Here is a 23,841-nt window from a genome sequence, read left to right as displayed (position 1 = left end):
GGCGTTGTCAGTGAAGATGCACGCTCTTTGTTCATCCGAAGCGTCAGCCCATGCCCACTGTTTCGTCCAAGCTCCTTATCGGCGCCGCCCTGGCGCTGTCATCGTTGCTGTCCGTATCGCCGGCCCGCTCGGCGGAGAGCGACCAGCCCCTGCGCGATTATCTGAAGGACAAGGCGCAGGCCATTTCGGCCCTGCGGCAGCAGGACGCCGCACCCACGCGCCTGCATGCGCATGTGATCGCCGAAGGCCGCTCGGGCGTGCGCCGGTTGCGCGTTGGCGACAAGGAACAGTTCCAGTGGCTGAGCGACAGCCCGCGCCAGGGCGCGGGCTTCAACCTGGCCCCCGGCTCGTGGGAATCGCTGGTGGCGATGCTGTCCAGCGCGGTGGCCGACGAATACATCGTCCAGGCCGCCGTGCGTGGCGTGCCGCTGGATGCGTTGGACATCGTGTTCACCAGTATCCCCGAGCGCAAGAGCGCCAACCTCAGCTATCCCAACAATCTGTCCTACGTGGCCTACATCCAGTCGCCTGCATCGGATGCGGAGCTTCAGGCGTTGAAGGCCGCCGTCCACGCCAACTCCTCGGTCATCGACCTGGTGACGCAGCCGCACCAGGTCAGTCCGCTGACGATCCACTACCAGCAGACCCCGGCCCAGCGCGCGCCCAATACGCAGCCAGGCCTGCGCGAGTTCATCCTCGAAGACCAGGTGCCGGTGACCAAGGGCACGCTGACGTCCAGCAAGCCGCGCGGCGAGGCGCAGGCGCCGCGCACCCTGATCGCGCACACGCGGGTGGAGCCGCATACCGGCCTGCGGCAGACCTGGCTCGGCGACGACGGCTACTTCAGCGCGCTCCACGACAGTGCGCCCGGCCTGCTGGGTCGCGGCCTGGCGCCGACCGTGGAAGAGAATCTGCTGGGCGTGGTGACCACCTGCCCGACGCACATCTTCGAGATCCAGGCGGCCGCCCGCGGCGTGCTGTTGGACAAGCTCGAACTCACCGCCGATGCCGAGCTCAGTCCGCGCTTCGGCAGGAACGCAAAGTCACCGGCGCGCTATGGCTACATCACCTATCAGGTCGACATCGCTTCGCCGAATTCGCGGGCGGACATCGATGCGTTGGCCAAGGCGGTGGAGGACACCTGCCCGCTGTACAACCTGGTCAAGGATTCGCAGAAGCTGGAAGGCAGGATCGTCCACGGGCCCTATGTGGCCGATGCCAAGGGATAAGACCGGGGCTAACAGACCGTCGTTCCCGCGCAGGCGGGAACCCAGGGGCTTTGGCTTTGCAGCGCGAGACACGCTGGGTTCTCGCCTTCGCGGGAACGACGGTTGGGGGGAACGGGGTCCCCTCGTCCCCGGCAACGCTGCGTGGACGTTCTCGCGGGTTGCAAGCTGTGCACTAACACGCTGGCGCTGAAACGCGGTTGATAGCAGGCTTGAGCGCGCTCGACGGGCTTAAAAGCAAAGCTTTCGCACGGCTTCGCCGCGCGAGCTACTTTTGTCTTGTCAAAAGTAGCCAAAACCGCTTCTCGCCGGGACGCGAGCCGCCGCTGCGCGGCGGTCCCCTGCGCTTCTCGGAAGTCAGGGCATTTATCCCCTTTTAGGGACGTCGCCCAAACTCGCTTCGCTCAAACAGGGCGACTCTTCGGCCCTGACTTCCTGCGATGCTCGGCTCGCTTTACGGCTCAGACAGGTAAAGCAAAAGCAAAAGCTCTTGAGCAACCGCAACCGCAACCGCAAAGGCGAACGCTAAGCGGCTCAGGCTGTTGCCGGTTCCGGGGCGCCCTCGCGCAGCAGGGCGTAGACCGGGTCGGTGTCGGGGCGCACGCCGTGCCAGATCTCGAAGCTTTCGGCGGCCTGTTCGACCAGCATGCCCAGGCCATCGACGATGGTGCGCAGGCCGGCGGCGCGGGCCCAGGCCAGGAAGGGGATGGCCACCTCGCCATAGTTGAGGTCCACCGCGCCGGTCATGTCGTTGCACAGGGCGAAGGGCAGCGACAGCGGGGCGCCGGCGTCGCGGCCGGCCGAGGTGGCGTTGATGACCAGTTCAAAGTCGCCGATGCCGGCCAGGTCTTCCCAGTAGCGGGTATGGGCGCGGCCGGGTTCGCCCAGCGCGTCGGCCAGGGCGTCGGCGCGCTCGGGGCTGCGGTTGACGATGACCAGCTCGCGCACGCCGGCCTCCAGCAGCGCCGGGGCCACGCCGCGCGCGGCGCCGCCGGCGCCCAGCAGCAGGGCGCGTCGGCCGCGCAGGTCCAGGCTGTGGCGGCCGGTGAGGTCGCGCACCAGGCCGGCGCCGTCGGTGTTGTCGCCGTACCACTGGCCCTCTTCCAGGCGCAGGGTGTTGACCGCGCCGGCGGCGCGCGCGCGCGCGCTCAGGCGCGTGCAGGCGGCGAAGGCGGCCTGCTTGTGCGGCACGGTGACGTTGGCGCCGCGGCCGCCACGGGCGGCGAAGGCGTCCAGGGCGGCGGGCAGCGCGCCCGGCTCGACGTCCAGGCCGACGTATTCCATCGCGATGCCGGTCTGGCGGGCGAAGGCGGCGTGGATCTGCGGGGAGGGCGACTTGGCCACGGACCGGCCAAACAGCGCGTAACGACTCATGCGGACACTCGGATGGGACGATGAGCGCCTAGTGTCCCATGCCGGGCTTCAGCGCGGCATGGCGCCGGCCGCTGCCCGGGGCCGTGCGCAGGAAGCCGACCGCCAGCAGGCTCAGGCCGACCACCGCGATCACGCCCAGGCCCATGTGGATCAGGCCGATCACCACGCCGGCCTGCTGCAGGCTGCCGCCGCCGGCCAGGGTGCGCTGCAGCAGCAGGGTCTGGCCCACGCTCACGCCCAGCGCGCCCACCTGACCGAGCAGCATCAGCGCCGCGCCCCAGCGCACCAGGGTGCGGCCGGGCACGCGCGGGGCGATCAGCGCCACCAGCAGCGCGAAGGCGGTGGCGCAGACCAGGGGCAGGCCGAGCAGCGCCTGCAGGGCCATGCCGGCGCTCATCGCGTCAGCCGCGCTGGCGCAGCAAGCGTGCCGCGTCCAGGGCGAAGTAGGTCAGCACGCCATCGGCGCCGGCGCGCTTGAAACCGACCAGCGATTCCATCATCACCGCCTCGCCATCCAGCCAGCCATTGGCCGCGGCGGCCTTGAGCATCGCGTACTCGCCGCTGACCTGATAGACGAAGGTCGGGCGGCGGAAGGTGTCCTTGACCCGGCGCAGCACGTCCAGATACGGCATGCCCGGCTTGACCATGACCATGTCCGCGCCTTCCTCCAGGTCCAGCGCGATCTCGTGCAGCGCCTCGTCCAGGTTGGCCGGGTCCATCTGATAGGTGAACTTGTTGCCCTTGCCCAGGTTGCCGGCGCTGCCGACCGCGTTGCGGAACGGGCCGTAGAACGCGCTGGCGTACTTGGCCGAGTAGGCCATGATCTTGGTGTGGATGAAGCCTTCGGCTTCCAGCGCGCCGCGGATGGCGCCGATGCGCCCGTCCATCATGTCGCTGGGCGAGAGGATGTCCACGCCGGCAGCCGCGTGCGAGAGCGACTGCTTGATCAGCGCCTCGATGGTCGCCTCGTTGAGGATGTAGCCGGTCTCGTCGATCAGCCCGTCCTGGCCGTGCGTGGTGTACGGGTCCAGCGCCTGGTCGGTCATCACGCCCAGTTCGGGGAAACGGCTTTTGAGCGCGCGGATCGCGCGCTGGATGATGCCTTGCTCGTCCCAGGCCACGCGGCCGTCGTCGGTCTTGGCGGCCGGGTCGGGCACGCCGAACAGGTCCAGCACCGGCACGCCCAGCTCCAGCGCCTGCTCGCCCACGCGCAGCAGCTCGTCGATCGACAGGCGCTCCACGCCGGGCATCGACGGCACCGGGATGCGGCCCTCGCCCTCGTGGACGAACACCGGCAGGATCAGGTCGTTGGTGGTCAGGGTGTGCTCGCGCATCAGGCGGCGCGAGAAATCGTCGCGGCGCATGCGGCGCGGACGATGGGCGGGGTAGGCCATACGGGAAGAACTCCAGCGTCAACCCGACAAGGATACGCCCCCGCGCCGCGCGGACCGGCGCGGCGTTGGCGCGATCAGGTCAGGACGAAGCGTTGCGGCTGCAGCGGCGCCGGCAGCGCGGTCTCGCCCAGCGCCGCGCGCAGCTCGATCTCCACGCTGCGAGTCAGCGCGTCCAGCGGCAGGTCGTTGTCGGCGCGGCCGAAGGGGTCTTCCAGCTGGTCGCCCAGCGCGTCCAGGCCGAACGTCGCATAGGCCATCAGCATCGACAGCAGCGGCGTGGCCCAGCCTAGGGCCTGCCCTCCACTCCCGAGTAGGCCGCGTTGGCGCTGCAAGGCCGTCAGGTTTGCGTCGCGTGGCGCAGGCTTGACTGGCCGTCAGGCCAAGCCGCGCGGCGCGAAGATGGCGGCCTTGCAGCGCCAACCCGAAGGGCCGCCCTTGCGCGCACCCGGGACAGCGTCATTGCTCGGTCGTGGACGGACGTCCACTCCCTCCCGCTTCCTTGCCCCGGGCACGCGCAAGGGCGGCGCGGCCTACTCGGGAGTGGAGGGCAGGCCCTATTGCCGGCCAGGCCGAACGGCAGCAGCGTGCAGAACAGCAGCGCGGTGCGATGCAGCAGCAGCGTGTAGGCGAACGGCAGCGGCGTGCCGTGGATGCGTTCGCACGCGGCCTGCACCTCGCCCAGGCCGGCGACGGGCGCGGCCAGGCTCGGATACAGCAGCGGATGGACCTGCTGGTCGTGCAGGGCCTGGCCCAGCCGGCGGCTCATCCAGCCCAGCACCGCGTCGGTCGGGTTGGGCGCGGCGGCGATGGTGGTGGCCGCCTCGTCCGGCAGCCAGGGTGCGGCCGCGGCCCCCGTCTGGCCGCCGCGCAGGCGGGCGTTGAGCGCATGGGTGAAGCCGATGGCCGCGCGCAGCAGCTCGGTGCGCAGCGGCGGCGCCTGCGCCAGCAGGGCATCGGTCTGCCGCGCCAGCGCGCGGGTGTGCACCAGCAGCGCGCCCCACTGCTTGCGGCCTTCCCACCAGCGCTCGTGGCAGGCGCTGTTGCGGAAGCCCAGGAACAGCGACAGCGCGATGCCGATCAGGGTGAAGGGCGCGACGGTGATCTGCGCGAACGCGTGCGGCTGACGCTGGGCGAACCACGACGCCAGGCACGCCACCGCGCCGACGAACAGCAGCCGCGGCGCCACCAGCGGCAGGATCGAGCCGCGCATCAGTACAGCAGCTGCCAGGTGGTGGGGCGTGGACGCAGGATCATGCGAAGGGGGGACAGGAAAACCGGACAGGCCATGATCGCCCCGATGCCTGCGCGGCGCCACGCGCCGCCTGGGACGTTGCGGTTCAGCGCGCGGCGTGGATCATGCCGGCCTGGAGGGCCGTCCTCGCCCATTGCCGGAGTTTCGACCATGTCCAAGCGCGCCCTGTTCCTCGCCCCGCTGCTGCTCAGCCTGGCCGCCTGCGCCGGCACCACCAAGGTGATGCTGTCCTCGCCACGCCCGCCGGTGGACCCGGCCACCGTGCGCATCTACACCGCCGTGCCGCCCGGCGCGGTGCAGATCGCCCAGCTCGAGGCGCAGAGCGCGGTCGGCTTCGGCACCCAGGGCCAGACCGACGCGGCCATGCGCCGGCTCAAGAACGAGGCCGCCAAGCTCGGCGCCAATGGCGTGGTGCTGATCGGCGCTGGCGCCGGCGGGCGCTCGCCGGTGGGCCTGTCGGTCGGCGGCGGCAGCTATGGCGGCCATGTCGGCGGCGGGATCGGCATCGGCATCCCGACCCAGCAGAAGCAGGCCAACGGCGTGGCGATCTATGTCCCGCCGGGCGCCGAGCGCGCGGCCGAGACGGCGCCCGCCACGCCCTGACCCCAGGCCCTAGCGCGGCAGGTGCGCCAGCACGTTGAGCAGGTGTCCGGCCGGATCGCGCACGAAGAAGCGCCGCACGCCCCAGGGCTCGTCGGTCAGCGGATACTCGACCGGCGCGCCCAGCGCCTGCACCCGCGCATAGGCGCCGGCCACATCGTCCACCTCGATCGACAGCTGCGGCACCGGCGTGCCGCTGCCGCCCTCGCTGGCCAGCGAGACCTGGGGCGTCATGCTCGCCGCGTCGCTGGCCAGGGTCACGATCCAGCCGTGGTCCATCGCCAGCTCCAGATCGAACACCGCCCGATAGAACGCCGCCAGTCCGGCCGGATTGGGCGTGGCCAGATTGGCGACCACGCGGTGCACGACCAGCGGCTTCATGGCGCGGCCTTGCCCGCGTAACGCGGCACGAACTGCGTGCGCACCGCCTCGGCCAGCTGGTCGGGCGGCAGCAGTCCCTGGTCGAGCAGGAAGTCGTTGAACGCCTGCCGGTCGAACGCCGGCCCCAGCGCCAGTTCGGTCTGCATGCGCAGCTCCAGGATCCGGCTGTAGCCGTAGAAGTAGCTGCCGGCCTGGCCGGGCGCGTTGAAGGTGTAGCGGTCCAGCTCCTGGCGCGCCATCGCCGGCGACAGCCCGACGTCGTGCTCCAGCACCAGGCGCGCGCGCTCGCGGTCGATCAGGCCCAGGTTGAGCATCGGGTCCAGCATTGCGCGCGCCGCGCGCAGCAGGCGGAACTGCAGCGCGATCATCTGCCCCTCGGCCGGCTCGTAGGGCACCATCTCGGCCTCGGCGTACAGCGCCCAGCCCTCGACGTTGACCGAGTTGAACGCGAACAGCGTGCGCGCCAGCGACAGCCCGCGTTCGACCATCGCGGCGAACTGCAGGTCGTGGCCCGGACGGCCCTCGTGCGCGCTCAGTGTCCAGGCCGCGGCGGCGAAGTTGAAATCGTCGTAGCGGCTGCCGGCGTCCTGGCCATCGGCCGACGGGTTGCCGATGGGCAGCACGAACTGGCCCTGCTGGCCGGTGTTGCCCACCAGCGGCGGCGGCAGGTAATGCGGCGCGGGCGAGGCGGCGCTCTCGGCGGCCGAGCCCAGCCGCATCTGCAGCGGCCGCCTGGGCACGGTGACGATGCGCTCGCGCTTCATGATCGGATCGATCCGGTCGATCACATCGCGGTAGTGCGCCTCCAGTTGGTCGTTGGCGATGGTGCCGCGCTTGAGCGCCTTGATCACCGCGCGGTAGTCGGTGTCGCGCAGCCCCTGCGCCTTGGCCACCTGCGGCGCCAACTGCTGCATGGCCGCGCGGGTCTCCATGAACTCCACCTGCGCGCGCTGCATCAGCTGCTGCGGATCGATGTCGATGCCGACCTGCCTGAGCTGGAAGGCGTACAGCTGCGGCGGCAGGCGCGTGTCGGTGCGCGCCTTGGGCAGCACGGTGCTGCGGGTCCAGTCGGCGTAGTCCTTGAGCTCGGCGGCCATCCGCGCCAGCGCCGGCTCGGCGCCGGCGATCTTGTATTCGGTGAACAGCTCGCGGATGCCGTCGATGTAGGTGTCCACGTTGGACATCGCGCGCTCGACCTCGAGCCTGGTCGGCGGCAGCAGCGCCGGATTGGTCAGCTTCTCCTCGTAGCGCTGGCGCGCGAGCGTGGTGAACGGCGTGCTGCCCGGGGTCAGGCCCACGTAGGCCTTGAGCCGGTCCAGCGCCTTGGCCCGGCGCGCGGGCGGCACCTGGTCGGAGAGCAGGTTGTTGATGCCGTTGAACACCGACTGCGGTGCGTCGACCCACGGCAGCAGCAGGTCCTCGTTGAGCTGGCTGCCCTGGAGTTCCATGTCCACCGCGTGCAGCAGGATCTGCAGGTCCTGGCGCACGTTGGCATCGCGCTCGGTCTGCAGCGCGGCCTGGAGCTTGGCGCGCGCCGCGGTCATCGCGGCGCGATAGCGCGCCGGCTGGTTGGGCCCCAGATCGGCGACCCGCGCGTCGTAGGCCGACAGGCCTACCTGGCTCGCCATCTCCGGCATGAAGGTCGCCTGCGCCTCCAGCAGCGCCTCGGCGTAGGTGTTGCTGCGCGCGACCCAGGCCGGCGCGGCCGGCGAGGCGGCCTCGGCCGCCACGCCGGGCAGCGGCGCGCACAGCGCCAGGGCAAGGGCGAACACCAGCGGCTTGATCATGGACGACACCTGGCAGGCAAGGAGAGTGCGGCGACGCTACGCACTGCTGTGGGCGGAGGCAACCATAGGCCCCCTCCCTTGCGCGCAGCGCAGGGGAGCTCGAAATCGCGGCTAGCGATTGAGGGGGAGGGGTTGGGGGCTTTCCCGGGCAAGCCGCCGAAGCGAAGAGCAAGAGCACCCCACCCCCTCAGTCGCTAGCCGCGACTTCGAGCTCCCCTTCGCCTTCGGCGAAAGGGAGGGGGCGAAGCGCTTGGAGGCTTCGGCGTGCGTCGCGCGATGGGGAGCGCAGAGCGGTGGGCCGAGGCGGTCAGCCTGCGCTGCCAACGCCCAGCTTGCGCGCGAAGAAGTCTTCCATCATCCGGTAGCGGAACCGCGCGTCGTGTCCGAGCAGGCCGTGCCGGGCGCCGGGGAAGGCCATCAGTTCGAAGGCGGTGCCGCGCGCCTGCAGGGCGCTCATCAGGGCGGTGGCATTGGAGAACAGCACGTTGTCGTCGGCCATGCCGTGCAGCAGCAACAGCGCGCCCGGGGCGATGCCCGCCACATGGGTCAGCACGCTGGCCTGGGCGTAGCCGTCGGCGTTGTCGCGCGGATGGCCCATGTAGCGTTCGGTGTAATGGGTGTCGTACAGCGCCCAGTCGACCACCGGGGCGCCGGCCACGCCGCAGGCGAACCGCTGCGGCGCGCGCGCCAGCAGCATCAGCGTCAGGTAGCCGCCGTTGGACCAGCCGTACACGCCGATGCGCGCCGGGTCGACCCAGGGCTGCGCGTGCAGCCAGTCCACCGCCGCGCACTGGTCGTCCACCTCGACCGTGCCCTGCCGCCCGTACAGCGCACCGCCGAACGCGCGCCCGCGCCGCGGCGTGCCGCGGTTGTCCACGCTGAAGACCACGTAGCCGCGCTGGGCCAGGACCTGGTCCAGCCAGGCATCGCCGCGCGTAGGCCAGCTTTCGGTCACCGTCTGCGCGGCCGGGCCGCCGTAGACATGCACGATCACCGGATGGCGCCGCGCCGGGTCGAAGCCGGGCGGCAGCAGCAGGCTGGTATGCAGCGGCGTGACGCCGTCGGCGGCCAGGCAGGTGCCGAACCGCGGCGGGCGATGCGCGGCGCGATAGGGCGCATACGGATGGCGGGGATCGTCGAGGTCGTTGGCCAGCAGCGCGGCCAGCGGCGTGCCGTCGGCATGATGCAGGACCAGTTGCGGCGGCACCGACGGGCTGGACCAGTGATCGACGAACACGCTGGCATCGCGCGCGAAGCTCACCGCATGCATGCCCGCCTCCCGCGTCAGCGCCCGCGGCGCGCCGCCGTCGAAGGACACGGCGAACGCATGGGCCTGCGTCGGCGCCGCCTCGCCGCCGCGCACGCCGGCGCTGAAGTACACCTGTTCGCGCGCCGCATCGACGGCGAGCAGCGCATCGACCGGCCAAGCGCCCGCGGTCAGCGGCGTGCGCAGCCTGCCGTCCTCCTCGTGCAGCGACAGATGCAGGAAGCCGCTGCGTTCGGACGCCCATACGAAGCGCCCGTCGGCGAGGAAGTGCAGCGCATCGTGCAGCGGCACCCAGGTCGGCGAGGTCTCGGTGATCAGGGTGCGCTGCGCGTCGGTGCGCAGATCGTGCTCGATCAGGTCCAGGCGCTGCTGGTCGCGCGACTGGCGCTGGAAGGTCAGGCGCTGCGCATCGCGCCAGGTCACCCGCGCCAGATAGAAGTCCGCCTCGTCGCCCAGGTCGATCCAGCGCGGCGCCGCGCCTGCGCGGGGCGCGATCACGCCCAGCCTCACCCGAACATTGGGCTCGCCGGCGGCCGGATAGCGCTGCTCGACCACCACCGTGTGGGCGGCGTGGATCTCGCTGCGCTGCTTGAGCGGCACCGGCGATTCGTCGATGCGCGCGAACGCCAGGGCGCTGTCGTCCGGGGCCCACCAGTAGCCGGTGTGGCGCCCCATCTCCTCGTCGGCGACGAACTCGGCCACGCCGTTGCCGATGACCGCATCGCCGTCGTGGGTCAGCCGGTGCTGCGCGCCGTCGGCCAGGTCCACCACCCACAGGTCGCGTCCGCGGATGAAGCCGACGAAGCCGTCGCGCGGCGAGAAGCGCGCATCGGTGGCGAAGCCCTCCTCGGCGTGCGTCAGCGTCCGTACCGCCTGCGCGGGCGCGGCGCGCAGGTCGTAGAGGTAGAGCGCGCCGCCCAGCGGGAACAGCAGCCGCGCGCCGTCCTGCGAGAACTGGTAGTCGACGATGCCGCTGTAGGCGGCGATGCGCTGGCGCTCGCGGCGCGCGGCTTCCTCGGCGCTGAGCCGTTCCCCGCCTGGCGGCAGCACGTGGTCGGCATCGACCAGCAGCCGGTGTTCGCCGGCCGCGACCTCGTAACACCACAGGTCCAGCCGGTGCCGCGCGCCGTCGCGGCCGCGCAGATAGGCCACGCGCGCGCCGTCGGGCGACAGGGTGGGCTTGAGCAGGCTCGGGCCGCTCAGCGGCGCATCGCCGGTGATGGCGTCGAGGGTGAGTGGCTGCGGGGAGGGGGCAGTAGCGCGGTTCATGTGGACATGATCGTCGATGCCACATGCGCTTGCTTGGCGGCTCCCCCCTGTAGAGCGGAGCTTGCTCCGCTGGGGCTTTCCCATGATCCGGCAGAAAAGCAGCGGAGTCCCCAAAAGGGGATTGCCACAAGCTCCGCTCTACAAGAAGGCCGCGGCTTGAACTGACAGACCGTTCTCCCACCGAGCAAGCGGCTTCCGCCGCGCGGAAGGCTTACCGCGGGCCGAACATGTGCCGGCGCTGTTCCTCGGTCAGCGGTTCGCCCAGGGCGGGATTGACCTGCGGGCCCAGGGCGTAGGCGCGTGCGGTCGCCGGGCGCTGGCTGATGGCGTCGAACCAGCGCGCCACGTTGGGGAAGTCCACCAGGTCCATCTTCTGCTTGGCATGCGGCACGATCCACGGATAGGCCGCCATGTCGGCGATGGAATAGTCCCCGGCGATGAAGTCGCGCCCGTCCAGGCGCTTGTCCAGCACGCCGTACAGGCGCCGGGTCTCGTTGGTGTAGCGGTCCATCGCGTAGGGGATCTTCTCCGGCGCGTACTGGTTGAAGTGGTGGTTCTGGCCGAGCATCGGCCCCAGCCCGCCTACCTGCCAGAACAGCCACTCCAGCACGTCGATGCGCGCGCGGGGCTCGGTCGGCAGGAAGGCGCCGGTCTTCTCGGCCAGGTACAGCAGGATCGCGCCGGACTCGAACACGCTCTGCGCCGCGCCGCCGTCGGCCGGGGCGTGGTCGACGATGGCCGGCATCTTGTTGTTGGGCGAGATGGCCAGGAACGCGGCGGCGAACTGGTCGCCCTTGCCGATGTCCACCGGCTTGATCGTGTAGTCCAGCCCGGCCTCCTCCAGGAACAGGGTGATCTTGTGCCCGTTGGGCGTGGGCCAGTAGTACAGGTCGATCATCGCGCCGGTTCCTTACAGTGCTGAAAGAAGCCGAGTCTACGGCGCGGCTTCGCTTGGCAGTGTCATGGGCGGCTGGCTACGCTGCCGCGCCCACGAGACGAATCGTTCCGCCATGTCGCCCCAGCCGCCCGCCCGCCTCAACCCCATCGCCGGCCTGATCTTCGCCTCGCGCTGGCTGCAGCTGCCGCTGTACCTGGGGCTGATCCTGGCCCAGTGCGTCTACGTGTTCCTGTTCGGCAAGGAGCTGTGGCACCTGATCCACGAGGCGCCCAGCCTGGGCGAGCAGCAGATCATGCTGATCGTGCTGGGGCTGATCGACGTGGTGATGATCTCCAACCTGCTGGTGATGGTGATCGTGGGCGGCTACGAGACCTTCGTCTCGCGCCTGGGGCTGGAAGGCCATCCCGACCAGCCCGAGTGGCTCAGCCACGTCAACGCCAGCGTGCTCAAGGTCAAGCTGGCGATGGCGATCATCGGCATCTCCTCGATCCATCTGCTCAAGACCTTCATCGCCGCCGGAGCGCTGGGCGGGTTGCCGTTCTGCTCGCCCGAGCTGCTGGCCAGCGCCACCGCGGCCAGCGCGATCGGCACCACCGGCTGCTCCACGCTCACCCCGCAGGGCGTGCTGTGGCAGACCATCATCCACTGCGTCTTCATCCTGTCGGCCATCGGCATCGCCTGGACCGACCGCCTGATGCAGGGCGCGCAATCCGCGCAACGCGCCGCGCACTGAGCGCCACGGCGCCAGTCGCGCCGGTGACCAACGTTGTCATCGCTCCCTAACGGAACGTAAACGATTCCAGCCCCGCGTGGCGGGCCTTTGCCGCCGGCGCCATCCGCGTCCGCTTCCGATGGCGGCGCATGCCCCTGCGGCGCGGTGCTGCGATGCGGCGTGACAGCGCTGTCACCCTCTGACAAAACGGCGCACCTGCCGTGTACGAGACCTGAATTCAAGGGCTCGGACGGCATTCGTCATATCCGCACCTGGGGAGGTTCGTATGAAGCAGATGGTTGCCATGCCGCGTCGGCGGTTGCTGGTGTCGGCGATGCTGGTCGCGTTGTCCGCGACGGCCGCCGCGCAGACCGCGCCGGAATCGAATCAAGCGCCGGCCAGTTCGGCCGCGCAGGCCACGCCTGGCAACGCCAGCGCGCAGTCCAGCACCGATGCCACCAACCTGGACGCCGTGCAGGTCAAGGGCATCCGCCAGAGCATGATGTCCTCGGCCAACCTCAAGCGCGATTCGCAGGGTGTGGTCGACGGCATCGTGGCCGAGGACATGGGCAAGTTCCCGGACACCAACCTGGCCGAGTCCCTGCAGCGCATCACCGGCGTGTCCATCGACCGCAGCAACGGCGAGGGCTCCAAGGTCACCGTGCGCGGCGTCGGCCCGGACTTCAACCTGGTGCTGCTCAACGGCCGCCAGATGCCGACCGCCACCGGCGGCCGCGCGTTCGAGTTCTCCGATCTGGCCTCCGAGGCGATCTCGGCGGTGGAGGTCTACAAGACCAGCCGCGCCAGCACCCCGGCCGGCGGCATCGGCGCCACGATCAACATCAAGACCTCCCGTCCGCTGGAGAACCCGGGCTTCCACGCCAGCGCCGGCGTCAAGGGCGTGGTGGACACCTCCGACGACGATCTGCCGGGCCATTACGAAGGCAAGACCGTCACGCCGGAAATCTCCGGCATCTTCAGCAACACCTGGGCCGACAACCGCTTCGGCATCTCGCTGAGCGCCAGCCGCCAGGACCGCGAGTCCGGGTCGGCCCTGGCCCAGGTCGCGCCGGGCAACGGCTGGCAGACCTACATCGATACCCCGCAGGCCAACGGCGTGGGCGGCCCCAACGGCGCGCTGGCCGCTTCGCCCAACGTCACCAACCGTCCCGGCCCGAACGATGTGTATTCGATGCCGCAGAGCCTGGGCTATTCGGTCAACTCGGTGCATCGCCAGCGCACCAACGGCCAGCTGGCCTTCCAGTTCGCCCCGACCGACAACCTGACCGCCACGCTCGACTACACCTACTCGGAAAACAAGATCCAGTCGGCGCGCAACGACATGTCGGTGTGGTTCAACTTCACGCCGGATCAGAGTTCCTGGACCGATGGCTCCGGCTCCTCGCCGCTGACCTATCACGAGACCTACGGCTGCACGCCGCGCGTCTATCCGGGCGGCGCGAGCGACCCGGGCTGCTCGGACCTGGCCATGGGCGCGTCCAAGACCGCCGTGGTGCACGAGAACAAGTCGCTGGGCTTCAACGTCGACTGGCGGGTGACCGACAGCTTCAGCCTGAACTTCGACTACCACGACTCCAGCGCCGAGTCGCGTCCGGACAGCCCGTACGGCACCAGCAACACCATGTCCACCGCCGGCTTCTTCCGCCAGGGCGCCGGCTTCGACATGAGCGGCGACTTCCCGATCCTGATGCTCAACCTGCCGCCCGGCATGAGCGAGATCGACCCGTCGATGATGCAGGCCACCGGCTCGGTGTTCCGCAACGACTACCAGAAGGCCAAGATCAAGCAGGGCCAGCTCTCCGGCCAGTTCCAGTTCGAGGACTACTCCAAGCTGAACTTCGGCGTGTCCAGCACCGAGTACAAGAACCGCTCGGCCTTCACCAACGTGCAGCTGGATACCTGGGGCGGCAACGTGCCCGCCGGCCCGGGCGCCTATGACGACTCGCTGTTCAAGCTGGCGCACATGGGCGACTACTTCGACGGCGGCGGCGCCAACAGCCCGGCCTTCTCCGATGCGTTCTTCCTGTTCGACTTCGAGGCCATGCGCCAGGCCGCGGCCAATGCCCGCACCAACGCCGGCCTGGGCGTGCCGGAGGACTATCTGGCCTCGACCGACTACTCCGGCGCCGCGGTGCCGGGCAGCTCGGCCAGCCGCACGGTGGGCGACAGCCGCGTGCAGGAGAAGTCGCACAGCGCCTACCTGGAGTGGAGCAACACCTTTGATCTGTCCATGCCGCTGAGCGTGGCCGTCGGCGTGCGCTACGAGGACACCAAGGTCACCGCCTCGGCGCTGCAGCCGGCGCCGGTGGCGGTCAACTGGGCCAGCGCCAACGAGTTCAACCTGGTCTACCAGGGCAACGAGTTCTACACCCTGGGCGGCGACTACAAGTACTGGCTGCCGAACCTGGACCTGGCCCTGGACCTGACCTCCGACATGAAGCTGCGCTTCAGCGCCGGCAAGACCATCGGCCGTCCGAACTGGGGCGACCTGAATGCCGCGCAGACGCTCGGCAGCCCGGCGCGCTACGACGGCGGCGGCGGCGGTTCGGGCAACCCGGCGCTCAAGCCGCTGGTGTCCAGGAATCTGGACCTGTCCTGGGAGTGGTACTACGCCGAGGGCAGCTATGTCTCGGTCGGCTACTTCTACAAGAAGATCGACAACTTCATCGCCCGCCAGACCCAGCGCGAGACCCCGATCTCGGACCTGTACACTCCGGCCGGTGGCGCGTACTGGAACGAGGCCGTGGCCGCCGGCTGCGCGCAGACCGACCGTCCCTGCATCCGCGACTACATCTTCGCCAACCACGACGGCGATCCGGGCGTGAACGCGGCCACGGGCAGCATCGTCGGCCAGCCGGGCGACCCGGTGCTGGCGTTCAACATCTCCAAGCCGGTCAACAACCGCTCGGACAAGCTCGATGGCTGGGAGTTCAACATCCAGCACGTGTTCGGCGAGACCGGCTTCGGTGTGGCGGCCAACTACACCAAGGTCGATTCGGGCCTGACCTACAACAACGGCGTGCTGGGCACCCAGTTCGCGCTGACCGGCCTGAGCGACACGGCCAACTTCGTGGTGTTCTACGACAAGGGCCCGTGGCAGGCGCGTGCGGCGTACAACTGGCGCGACGAGTTCCTCAGCGCCCTGGGCGATGGCAAGGGCGACAACCCGCTCTACGTCGAAGCCTATGGCCAGCTGGATCTCAGCTTCAGCTACGAGATCAACGACCACTTCAGCGTGTCGCTGGAAGGCATCAACGTGACCGACGAGTCCACCCGCGTGCACGGCCGCAACAAGCATCAGGTGTACTCGCTGGAGCAGTTCGGGCCGCGCTACATGTTCGGCGCGCGCTACAAGTTCTAAGCGCACGCTGAGCCGTCATTCCCGCGCAAGCGGGAATCCAGTGCCTTCGGCGCTCCGCGCCAAGTCGCTGGGTTCCCGCCTTCGCGGGAACGACGAGGTGAGGTGGGTAGAGGCGTTGCAGGAAATGCCGCGTGGCGGGCGGACGCGGCGCACGGGCCACTGGCAAACCAGTGGCCCGTCGCGTTTGATAGGCAGGCTGAAGGTTCGGGAAGCGCGATGGACGAGGCAATCCGGCATGTGGTGATCGTGGGCGGCGGCTCGGCCGGCTGGCTGACGGCCGGACTGATCGCCGCCGAGCATCGCGATCGCCACGGCCCCACGCTGCGGGTGAGCGTGCTCGAGTCGCCCGATGTGCCGGCGATCGGCGTCGGCGAGGGCACCTGGCCGACCATGCGCGACACGCTGCGCCGGATCGGCGTGGGCGAGGCGGACTTCGTGCGCGCCTGCGATGCGACCTTCAAGCAGGGCTCGCAGTTCGTCGGCTGGGTCGATGGCGGCGCGCACGATCGCTATACCCATCCCTTCACCCTGCCCAAGGGCTATGGCGAGACGCAGCTGGCCGCGGCCTGGGCGGCGCAGGGCGAGCTGCCCTTCGCGCATCTGGCCTGCTTCCAGCCGCATCTGTGCGATGCCGGGCGCGGGCCGAAGCAGTTCGCGACCCCGGAGTTCGCCGCGGTGGCCAACTACGCCTATCACCTGGACGCGACCCGGCTCGGCGCCTTCCTGCGCCAGCACTGCGTCGAGCGTCTCGGCGTGCAGCACATCGTCGGCCACATGGATGCGGTGGTCAGCCATGAGAACGGCGACATCGCCGCACTGAAGGTGCGCGACCAGCCCGCGCTGCAAGGCGACCTGTTCGTGGACTGCACGGGCCTGCGCGCGCTGCTGCTGGGCGCGCACTACGGCATCGCGCCGGTCGGCGTCGAAGACATCCTGTTCAACGATCGTGCGCTGGCCCTGCAGGTGCCCTATGCGGACCTCAATGCGCCGATCGCCTGCCAGACGCTGTCCACTGCCCAGCGCGCCGGCTGGATCTGGGACATCGGCCTGTCGGCGCGGCGCGGCGTCGGCCACGTCTACAGCAGCGCGTTCACCTCCGATGAGGAGGCCGAAGCGGATCTGCGGGCCTATATCCAAGCCAGCGGCGGCCCCGCCGCGGCGACGCTGCCGCCGGCGCGGCGGATCGATCTCCAGCCGGGCTATCGGCCCACGGCCTGGCACCGCAACTGCGTGGCCGTCGGCCTGGCCAGCGGCTTCGTCGAACCGCTGGAGGCCTCCTCGCTGGTGCTGGTGGAACTGGCCGCCGCGCGCCTGGCCGACGAGATGCCGGCCACGCGCGGGCAGATGGATCTGCTGGCCGCGCGCTTCAACGAGACCTTCGCCTATCGCTGGCAGCGGGTGATCGAGTTCCTCAAGCTGCACTACGTGCTCAGCCGCCGGCCCACGCCCTATTGGCAGGCGCATCGCGAGGACGCCAGCCTGCCGCCGCGCCTGCGTGAGCTGCTGCAGCTGTGGCGCCATCAGTCGCCCTCGCGCAGCGATTTTCCGCGCAGCGAGGAGATCTTTCCTTCGGCCAGCTGGCAGTACATCCTCTACGGCATGGGCGCGCGTCCGCATTCCCGTCCCGCGCGGCGCTCGGAAGACCTGCAGGCCGCGCAGGCCTGCTTCGCCGAAAGCGCGGCGCTGGTGCAGCGCATGCTGCCGGCGCTGCCCAGCCATCGCGCGCTGGTCGAGCACATCAAGGCCCATGGCCTGCCCCGTCTTTGATTCTCAGGAATGCCGATGCCGCGTCACGCCCTGCTCAACAACATCGACCATCGCGACCTGCGCGTCTCCACCCGCCACGGCGCGGGGGTGGACGATGCGGCGATGTCGGTGGTGACCTTCCCGGGCGAGTTCCGCGCGCTGCAGGCCTATTACCCGATCGTGTTCCAGAAGGACGCCCAGGGCGTGTTCCATCCGCTGGCGCTGCTGGGCCTGCAGCCGGGGCAGAACCTGTTCCTGCGCGGCGATCGCTGGGATGCCCACTACGTGCCGATGGCGGTCGAGCGTCAGCCGTTCGCGATCGGGCACGACGCGCAGGGCGAGCCGATGCTGCACGTGGACCTGGAACATCCGCGCATCGATCCGCAGGGCGAGCCACTGTTCCTCGAACACGGCGGCCACGCGCCGCTGCTGCAGCACATGGTCGCGCTGCTGCGCACCCTGCATGACGGGCTGGCCGGCAATGGCGCCTTCATCCAGGCGCTGTTGTCGCATGAGCTGCTGGAGTCGTTCGTGCTGGACGTGAAGCTGACGGGCGGGCAGGAGATCCATCTGCGCGGCTGCTACACCATCCACGAGGAGCGCCTGCGTGCGCTGGACGGCGAGGCGCTGCAGGCGCTGTCGCGTGCGGGTCACCTGGAGCCGATCTACATGGCCCTGGCCTCGATGACCCATCTGCGCGACCTGATCGGCCGCCTCGAGCAGGGCGCGTGATGCAGCCCGCCACGCCGCGCCCGATCGAGGAACGCCACGGCCTGCGCGCCGACACGCTCGGCCCCGAGCTGCTGGCCTCCGATCAGCCGCTGGTGCTGCGTGGCGTGGTGGCCGACTGGCCGATGGCCAGGGCCGGTGCGGCGTCGGCGCAGGAGGCGGTGGCCTATCTGCGCCGCTTCGCGCGCCCCGACCCGGTGGTCGCCACCGTGGCCGCGCCCGAGACCGGCGGCCGGTTCTTCTATACCGATGGGCAGCAGGGCTTCAATTTCCGCCAGGAGCGCGTGCCGCTGCCGGTGGTGCTGGACACCTTGCTGGGCTATCTGCACGCGCCCGCGCCGCCGGCGATCTATGTCGGCTCGACGACCATCGATACCTGGCTGCCGGGCTTCCGCGCCGAGAACGATCTGGACCTGGGCGCCCGGATGCCGCTGGCCAGCATCTGGATCGGCAACCGTACCCGCATCGCCGCGCACCAGGACATCCCCGACAACATCGCCTGCGTCGTGGCGGGCCGCCGCCGGGTCACGCTGTTCCCGCCCGAGCAGCTGGCCAATCTGTACATCGGCCCGCTGGACCGCACGCCGGCCGGGCAGGCGATCAGCCTGGTGGACTTCGCCGATCCCGACTTCGAAGCCCATCCGCGCTTCGCCGAGGCGCTGCGCCATGCGCAGGTCGCGGTGCTGGAGCCCGGCGACGCGGTGCTGATCCCCTCGCTGTGGTGGCACCACATGGAAGGCCTGGCGCCGTTCAACATCCTGGTGAACTACTGGTGGCGGCGCAGCCCGGCCTATATGGATTCGCCGATGAACGCGCTGATGCTGGCGCTGCTGAGCGTGCGCGATCTGCCCGCGCACGAGCGCGAACACTGGCGCGAGGTGTTCCGCCACTACGTGTTCGACGCCGATGCCGAGACGGTGGCGCATATCGCGCCCGAGGCGCGCGGCGCGCTGGCGCCGATGGACGACATCCGCGCGCGCGAGCTGCGCGCGCGCCTGCTGCAGCGGCTCAACCGCTGAGCGCCACGAGGGATCGAGCCGCATGACGGACAGTTCGCAGCCCCGCCCGGTCAAGCGCGTGGTCATCGCCGGCGGCGGCACCGCCGGCTGGATGGCCGCCGCGGCCCTCTCTCGCACCCTGGGCAAGGTGCTGGACATCACCCTGGTCGAGTCCGAGGAGATCGGCACGGTCGGCGTGGGCGAGGCCACCATCCCCACGCTGGTCACCTTCCACCGCCTGCTGGACATCGACGAGCAGGCGTTCATGGCCGCCACCGGCGCCACGATCAAGCTCGGCATCCAGTTCGAAGGCTGGCGCGAGCCCGGCCAGGACTACATCCATTCCTTCGGCACCACCGGCAAGGACCACTGGACCGCCGGCTTCCAGCATTTCTGGATGAAGGGCCGCCAGCGCGGGCTGGCGCGCGACTACGGCGACTACTGCCTGGAGCTGCGCGCCGCGCAGGAGCAGCGCTTCGCCCACCTGGCGCGCAACGGCATGAACTACGCCTTCCATCTCGATGCCGGCCTGTACGCCCGGTTCCTGCGCCGCTTCAGCGAGGGCTTCGGCGCCCGCCGCATCGAGGGCAGGATCGCCACCGTCCAGACCAGCGCGCAGGGCGACATCGCCGCACTGGTGATGGAGGACGGCACGCGCGTGGAGGGCGACCTGTTCATCGACTGCACCGGCTTCCGCGCGCTGCTGCTGGGGCAGACGCTGGGGGTCGCCCTCCAGGACTGGTCGCACTGGCTGTTCGCCGACAGCGCGCTGGCCGTGCAGACCGAATCGGTCGCCCCGCCGGTGCCGTACACGCGCTCGATGGCCGGCCCAGCCGGCTGGCAGTGGCGCATCCCGCTGCAGCACCGCGTCGGCAACGGCATCGTCTATTCCAGCCGCTTCATGGACCAGGAGGCCGCGCGCGCGGCGCTGCTGGACAACCTGGAAGGGCCGCCGCTGTTCGAACCGCGCCCGCTGCGCTTCACGCCCGGCCAGCGCCAGGTCACCTGGAAGCGCAACTGCGTGGCGCTGGGCCTGGCCAGCGGCTTCCTGGAGCCGCTGGAGTCGACCAACATCCATCTGGTCTCGCGCAACCTGACCCGGCTGCTGCAGTCCTTCCCGCATGTGATCCGCCAAGTGGACATCGACGAATACAACGCGCAGACCGAGGCCGAGATGGTCCACATCCGCGACTTCGTCATCCTGCATTACCACGTGACCCGGCGCCGCGACACGCCGTTCTGGCAGGCCTGCGCGCAGATGGACATCCCGGCCACGCTGCGGCACCGGATCGACCTGTTCGCCCAGACCGGCCGCGTGTTCCATGTGCCCAACGAGCTGTTCGCCGAGAACTCCTGGATCCAGGTGATGCTGGGCCAGGGCATCGCGCCGGCGCAGTACCACCCGGTCGCCGACCTGATGGACGACGCCGAGCTGGCGCGCTTCCTGGACGGCATCCACCAGCAGGTCGAACAGACCGTGGCCCGCCTGCCGACCCACGCCGACTACCTGCGCAGCTACTGCGCCCAGCCGCGCCCCGCGATGGCCTGAGCCGGCGATCTTCAACGCCTCCGCCAGCGCGACGGCGCGCTCAGAAGGCCCCAGCGGAGCGAGCTTCGCTCTACAGGTGGGAGCCGGCATGCCGGCGATGAGGCGTTCCCGGCAAAGCCCCTCGCCGCCATGGCGGCTCCCACCGGGGAAGTTCCGCCTTCTGGAAGCGGACGGCGCGCCCGCTGGTGTGGAAGCAACTGTCTCCTCAAATCTCGCAGCGGCCCGCCTGTAGAGCGGAGCTTGCTCCGCTGCTCTTCGTTCGGTTCACGGAGAAGGCCCCAGCGGAGCGAGCTCCGCTCTACAGGTGGGAGCCGGCATGCCGGCGATGAGGCTTTCCCGACAAAGCCCCTCGCCGCCATGGCGGCTCCACCGGGGAATTTCCGCCTTCTGGAAGCGGACGGTGCGCCCGCTGGTGTGGGAGCAACTGTCTCCTCAAATCTCGCAGCGGCCCGCCTGTAGAGCGGAGCTTGCTCCGCTGCTCTTCGTTCGGTTCACGGGGAAGGCCCCAGCGGAGCGAGCTCCGCTCTACAGGTGGGGCCGGCATGCCGGCGATGAGGCGTTCCCGGCAAAGCCCCTCGCCGCCATGGCGGCTCCCACGGGGGAATTTCCGCCCTCTGGAAAGCAGACGGTGCGCCCGCTGTTGTGAAAGCAACTGTCTCCTCAAATCTTCCGGCCGCCTGCCTGTAGAGCGGAGCTTGCTCCGCTGCTCTTCGTTCGGTTCGCGGAGAAGGCCCCAGCGGAGCGAGCTCCGCTCTACAGGGGGGAGCCGGCATGCCGGCGATGAGGCTTTCCCGGCAAAGGCCCTCGCCGCCTTGGCGGCTCCCACGGGGCGATTTCCGTTTTCTCAAGGCCTGAGGACGGCCCCGGTAGAATGGGCGGGCAATGGATGTCTCCCACCTGCTCGACGATCTCAATCCGGCCCAGCGCGAGGCCGTGTCCGCCCCTTCGGGGCATTACCTGGTGCTGGCCGGCGCCGGCTCTGGCAAGACGCGGGTGCTCACCCACCGCATTGCCTGGCTGAACGAGGTCCTGGGCGTGCCCACCCACGGCATCCTGGCGGTGACCTTCACCAACAAGGCCGCCGCCGAGATGCGCCATCGCACCGACGCGCAGCTGCGCAACGGCAGCCGCGGCATGTGGATCGGCACCTTCCACGGCCTGGCCCACCGCCTGCTGCGCCTGCACTTCAACGAAGCGCGGCTGCCCGAAGGCTTCCAGGTGCTGGACTCCGACGACCAGCAGCGTCTGGTCAAGCGCGTGGCCCAGGCGCTGGAGCTGGACGAGGGCAAGTACCCGCCGCGCCAGATCGCCTGGTGGATTAACCAGCAGAAGGACGAGGGCCGCCGCCCCCAGCACATCCAGCCCGAGGGCCGCGACGAATGGCTCAGCGCCATGGTCGCCGCCTACACCGAGTACCAGGCGCGCTGCGACCGCGCCGGGCTGGTGGATTTCGCCGAGCTGCTGCTGCGCGCGCACGAACTGCTGCGCGACACCCCGGCGCTGCTGGCGCATTACCGGCGCCGCTTCGGCCAGCTGCTGGTGGACGAGTTCCAGGACACCAACGCCATCCAGTACGGCTTCATCCGCCTGCTGGCCGGCGACAGCGGGCAGGTGTTCGTGGTCGGCGACGACGACCAGGCCATCTACGGCTGGCGCGGGGCCAAGGTGGAGAACGTGCAGCGCTTCCTCACCGACTTCCCCGGCGCCCAGACCATCCGCCTGGAGCAGAACTACCGCTCCACCGCCAACATCCTGGGCGCGGCCAACGCGGTGATCGCGCACAACCCCGACCGCATCGGCAAGCAGCTGTGGACCGATGCCGGCCAGGGCGATCCGATCGACCTCTACGCGGCCTACAACGAGGTCGACGAGGCGCGCTATGTGGTCGAGCGCGCGCGCCAGTGGGTGCGCGAGGGCGGCAGCTACGGCGAGGTGGCCGTGCTCTACCGCAGCAACGCCCAGTCGCGCGCGCTGGAAGAGGCCCTGCTGGCCGAACAGGTGCCGTATCGCGTCTACGGCGGCATGCGCTTCTTCGAGCGCGCCGAGGTCAAGGACGCGCTGGCCTACCTGCGCCTGGTCGCCAACCGCGCCGACGACGCCGCGTTCGAACGCGCGGTCAACACGCCGCCGCGCGGCATCGGCGAGCGCACCCTGGACGAGGTGCGGCGCGTGGCCCGCGGCGCTTCGCTGTCGCTGTGGGACGCCGCGCGCCAGGCCGCGCAGGGCGGCGACCTGGCCGGGCGCGCGCGCAACGCGCTGGCCGCGTTCGTGCAGCTGATCCAGGCGCTGGGCGAGGAAACCGCCGCGCTGGACCTGAAGGACAAGATCGACCACGTGCTGGCGCGCTCGGCGCTGCGCGAGCACTGGGCGCGCGAGAACAAGGGCGGGCTGGACGCCGAGTCGCGCACCGAGAACCTGGACGAACTGGTCTCGGTGGCCTCGCGCTTCGCCCGCGCCGAGGTCAACCCGCTGGAGCTGGACGACACGCCCGATGCGGCGCAGAGCATGGACGAGCTGGTGGCGTTCCTGTCCTACGCGGCACTGGAGGCGGGCGAAGGCCAGGCTCAGGCCGGCGAGGACGGGGTGCAGCTGATGACGCTGCATTCGGCCAAGGGGCTGGAGTTCCCGCTGGTGTTCCTGGTCGGGCTGGAGGACGGGCTGTTCCCCAGCGCGCGCTCGGTCGAGGAGCCGGGCAAGCTGGAGGAGGAGCGGCGCCTGGCCTACGTCGGCATCACCCGCGCGCGGCAGAAACTGGTGCTGGCCTACGCAGAGTCGCGCCGCATCCACGGCATGGACAACTACAACGTGCCCTCGCGCTTCCTGCGCGAGATTCCGCGCGAGCTGCTCAACGAGGTGCGGCCCAAGGTGCAGGTGTCGCGGCCGGCTTCGCTGGGGGCGATGCGGGGTGCGGGGGGGCATGCGGCGCTGGAGGTGCCGGCGCTCAAGCTGGGCGCCAATGTGTCGCATCCGAAATTCGGGGCCGGGGTGGTCATCGACTATGAGGGGGCGGGCGCGCATGCGCGGGTGCAAGTGCAGTTCGACGAGGGGGCCAAGTGGCTCGTGCTGGCTTACGCGAATCTGTCGCCGGCTTAAGGCGTTGGGCTTGCTTGGCGGTTTAGAGCCGCCAATGAATTCTCTATCGTCGTTCCCGCGCATGCGGGAATCCAGCGACTTTCGCGCGGCAAGGTCGAAGGCTCTGGGTTCTCTTCTTCGCGGGAACGGTAGGTTTGTCAGCGGCTCTTAGTGGGTTTCTGCTCTGATGCTGTTGGCGCGCGAT

Annotated in this window: 18 protein-coding genes; 9 read left to right on the top strand and 9 right to left on the bottom strand. The window is 70.0% G+C overall.

From position 1 onward, the window contains the following. Positions 1-50: 50 nt before the first annotated feature. Entirely contained in the window at positions 51-1,229 is a 1,179-nt protein-coding gene (locus QE438_RS13965) for an OsmC family protein (RefSeq protein ID WP_306994853.1), read from the top strand. Between the two features lie 531 nt (positions 1,230-1,760). Here the strand turns inward: QE438_RS13965 and aroE are convergent. The 5 genes from aroE to QE438_RS13940 all read right to left on the bottom strand — a co-directional run bounded on the left by aroE (position 1,761) and on the right by QE438_RS13940 (position 5,309). Beyond that, positions 1,761-2,600, bottom strand: a complete 840-nt coding sequence (aroE, locus tag QE438_RS13960) for a shikimate dehydrogenase (RefSeq protein WP_306994855.1) — start codon at positions 2,598-2,600, stop codon at positions 1,761-1,763. A gap of 28 nt (positions 2,601-2,628) precedes the next feature. After that, positions 2,629-2,997, bottom strand: coding sequence for a hypothetical protein (locus QE438_RS13955; protein ID WP_309734762.1), 369 nt, complete (start codon positions 2,995-2,997; stop codon positions 2,629-2,631). Between the two features lie 4 nt (positions 2,998-3,001). Further along, positions 3,002-3,994 carry a porphobilinogen synthase gene (gene hemB, locus QE438_RS13950; RefSeq protein ID WP_130520742.1) on the bottom strand — a complete coding sequence of 331 codons (993 nt, stop codon included), beginning with the start codon at positions 3,992-3,994 and terminating at the stop codon, positions 3,002-3,004. Positions 3,995-4,068: 74 nt separating this feature from the next. Beyond that, a complete protein-coding gene (locus QE438_RS13945) occupies positions 4,069-4,326 on the bottom strand; it encodes a bestrophin family ion channel (protein ID WP_306994857.1) in 258 nt (85 codons plus the stop codon). 5 nt (positions 4,327-4,331) lie between these two features. Further along, positions 4,332-5,309, bottom strand: coding sequence for a bestrophin family protein (locus QE438_RS13940; protein WP_306994859.1), 978 nt, complete (start codon positions 5,307-5,309; stop codon positions 4,332-4,334). An 87-nt stretch (positions 5,310-5,396) separates the two neighbouring features. On the opposite strand from QE438_RS13940, the gene QE438_RS13935 reads away from it, so the two are divergent. Beyond that, on the top strand, positions 5,397-5,849 hold the full coding sequence (locus QE438_RS13935; RefSeq protein WP_306994861.1) for a hypothetical protein: 453 nt from the start codon (positions 5,397-5,399) through the stop codon (positions 5,847-5,849). A gap of 9 nt (positions 5,850-5,858) precedes the next feature. Here QE438_RS13935 and QE438_RS13930 read toward each other — a convergent pair whose 3' ends face one another. From QE438_RS13930 to QE438_RS13915, 4 genes are all read right to left on the bottom strand, one after another. Next, complete coding sequence (locus QE438_RS13930; RefSeq protein WP_306996284.1) at positions 5,859-6,218, bottom strand: VOC family protein; 360 nt, start codon at positions 6,216-6,218, stop codon at positions 5,859-5,861. A 5-nt stretch (positions 6,219-6,223) separates the two neighbouring features. Continuing rightward, positions 6,224-8,011 (bottom strand): DUF885 domain-containing protein, encoded by a 1,788-nt coding sequence (locus tag QE438_RS13925; protein WP_306996286.1) that lies wholly within the window; start codon positions 8,009-8,011, stop codon positions 6,224-6,226. A gap of 310 nt (positions 8,012-8,321) precedes the next feature. Further along, a complete protein-coding gene (locus QE438_RS13920; protein WP_306994863.1) occupies positions 8,322-10,550 on the bottom strand; it encodes a S9 family peptidase in 2,229 nt (742 codons plus the stop codon). Between the two features lie 211 nt (positions 10,551-10,761). After that, on the bottom strand, positions 10,762-11,448 hold the full coding sequence (locus QE438_RS13915; protein WP_306994865.1) for a glutathione S-transferase N-terminal domain-containing protein: 687 nt from the start codon (positions 11,446-11,448) through the stop codon (positions 10,762-10,764). Positions 11,449-11,560: 112 nt separating this feature from the next. Between QE438_RS13915 and QE438_RS13910 the strand changes: the two genes are divergently transcribed. The 7 genes from QE438_RS13910 to uvrD all read left to right on the top strand — a co-directional run bounded on the left by QE438_RS13910 (position 11,561) and on the right by uvrD (position 23,657). Next, positions 11,561-12,181, top strand: coding sequence for a TIGR00645 family protein (locus QE438_RS13910; protein WP_130520748.1), 621 nt, complete (start codon positions 11,561-11,563; stop codon positions 12,179-12,181). 265 nt (positions 12,182-12,446) lie between these two features. Continuing rightward, the gene (locus tag QE438_RS13905; RefSeq protein ID WP_306994867.1) at positions 12,447-15,542 is read left to right on the top strand and encodes a TonB-dependent receptor; all 3,096 of its coding nucleotides are present in this window, start codon (positions 12,447-12,449) and stop codon (positions 15,540-15,542) included. A 216-nt stretch (positions 15,543-15,758) separates the two neighbouring features. Further along, on the top strand, positions 15,759-17,309 hold the full coding sequence (locus tag QE438_RS13900) for a tryptophan halogenase family protein (RefSeq protein ID WP_306994869.1): 1,551 nt from the start codon (positions 15,759-15,761) through the stop codon (positions 17,307-17,309). 15 nt (positions 17,310-17,324) lie between these two features. Next, the gene (locus QE438_RS13895) at positions 17,325-18,020 is read left to right on the top strand and encodes a SapC family protein (protein ID WP_306994871.1); all 696 of its coding nucleotides are present in this window, start codon (positions 17,325-17,327) and stop codon (positions 18,018-18,020) included. Then, the gene (locus QE438_RS13890) at positions 18,020-19,036 is read left to right on the top strand and encodes a cupin-like domain-containing protein (protein ID WP_306996288.1); all 1,017 of its coding nucleotides are present in this window, start codon (positions 18,020-18,022) and stop codon (positions 19,034-19,036) included. The genes QE438_RS13895 and QE438_RS13890 overlap by 1 nt, the downstream gene beginning before the upstream one ends. A gap of 22 nt (positions 19,037-19,058) precedes the next feature. Continuing rightward, positions 19,059-20,564 (top strand): tryptophan halogenase family protein, encoded by a 1,506-nt coding sequence (locus QE438_RS13885; RefSeq protein WP_306994873.1) that lies wholly within the window; start codon positions 19,059-19,061, stop codon positions 20,562-20,564. A gap of 882 nt (positions 20,565-21,446) precedes the next feature. Then, on the top strand, positions 21,447-23,657 hold the full coding sequence (gene uvrD, locus QE438_RS13880) for a DNA helicase II (RefSeq protein ID WP_130535338.1): 2,211 nt from the start codon (positions 21,447-21,449) through the stop codon (positions 23,655-23,657). Positions 23,658-23,841: the final 184 nt, after the last annotated feature.

The sequence above is a fragment of the Pseudoxanthomonas sp. SORGH_AS_0997 genome, assembly GCF_031453535.1.
GTDB lineage: Bacteria > Pseudomonadota > Gammaproteobacteria > Xanthomonadales > Xanthomonadaceae > Pseudoxanthomonas_A > Pseudoxanthomonas_A winnipegensis.
The sequence above is the reverse complement of the archived record's forward strand: the minus strand, read 5'-3'. Positions and strand labels throughout refer to the sequence as shown.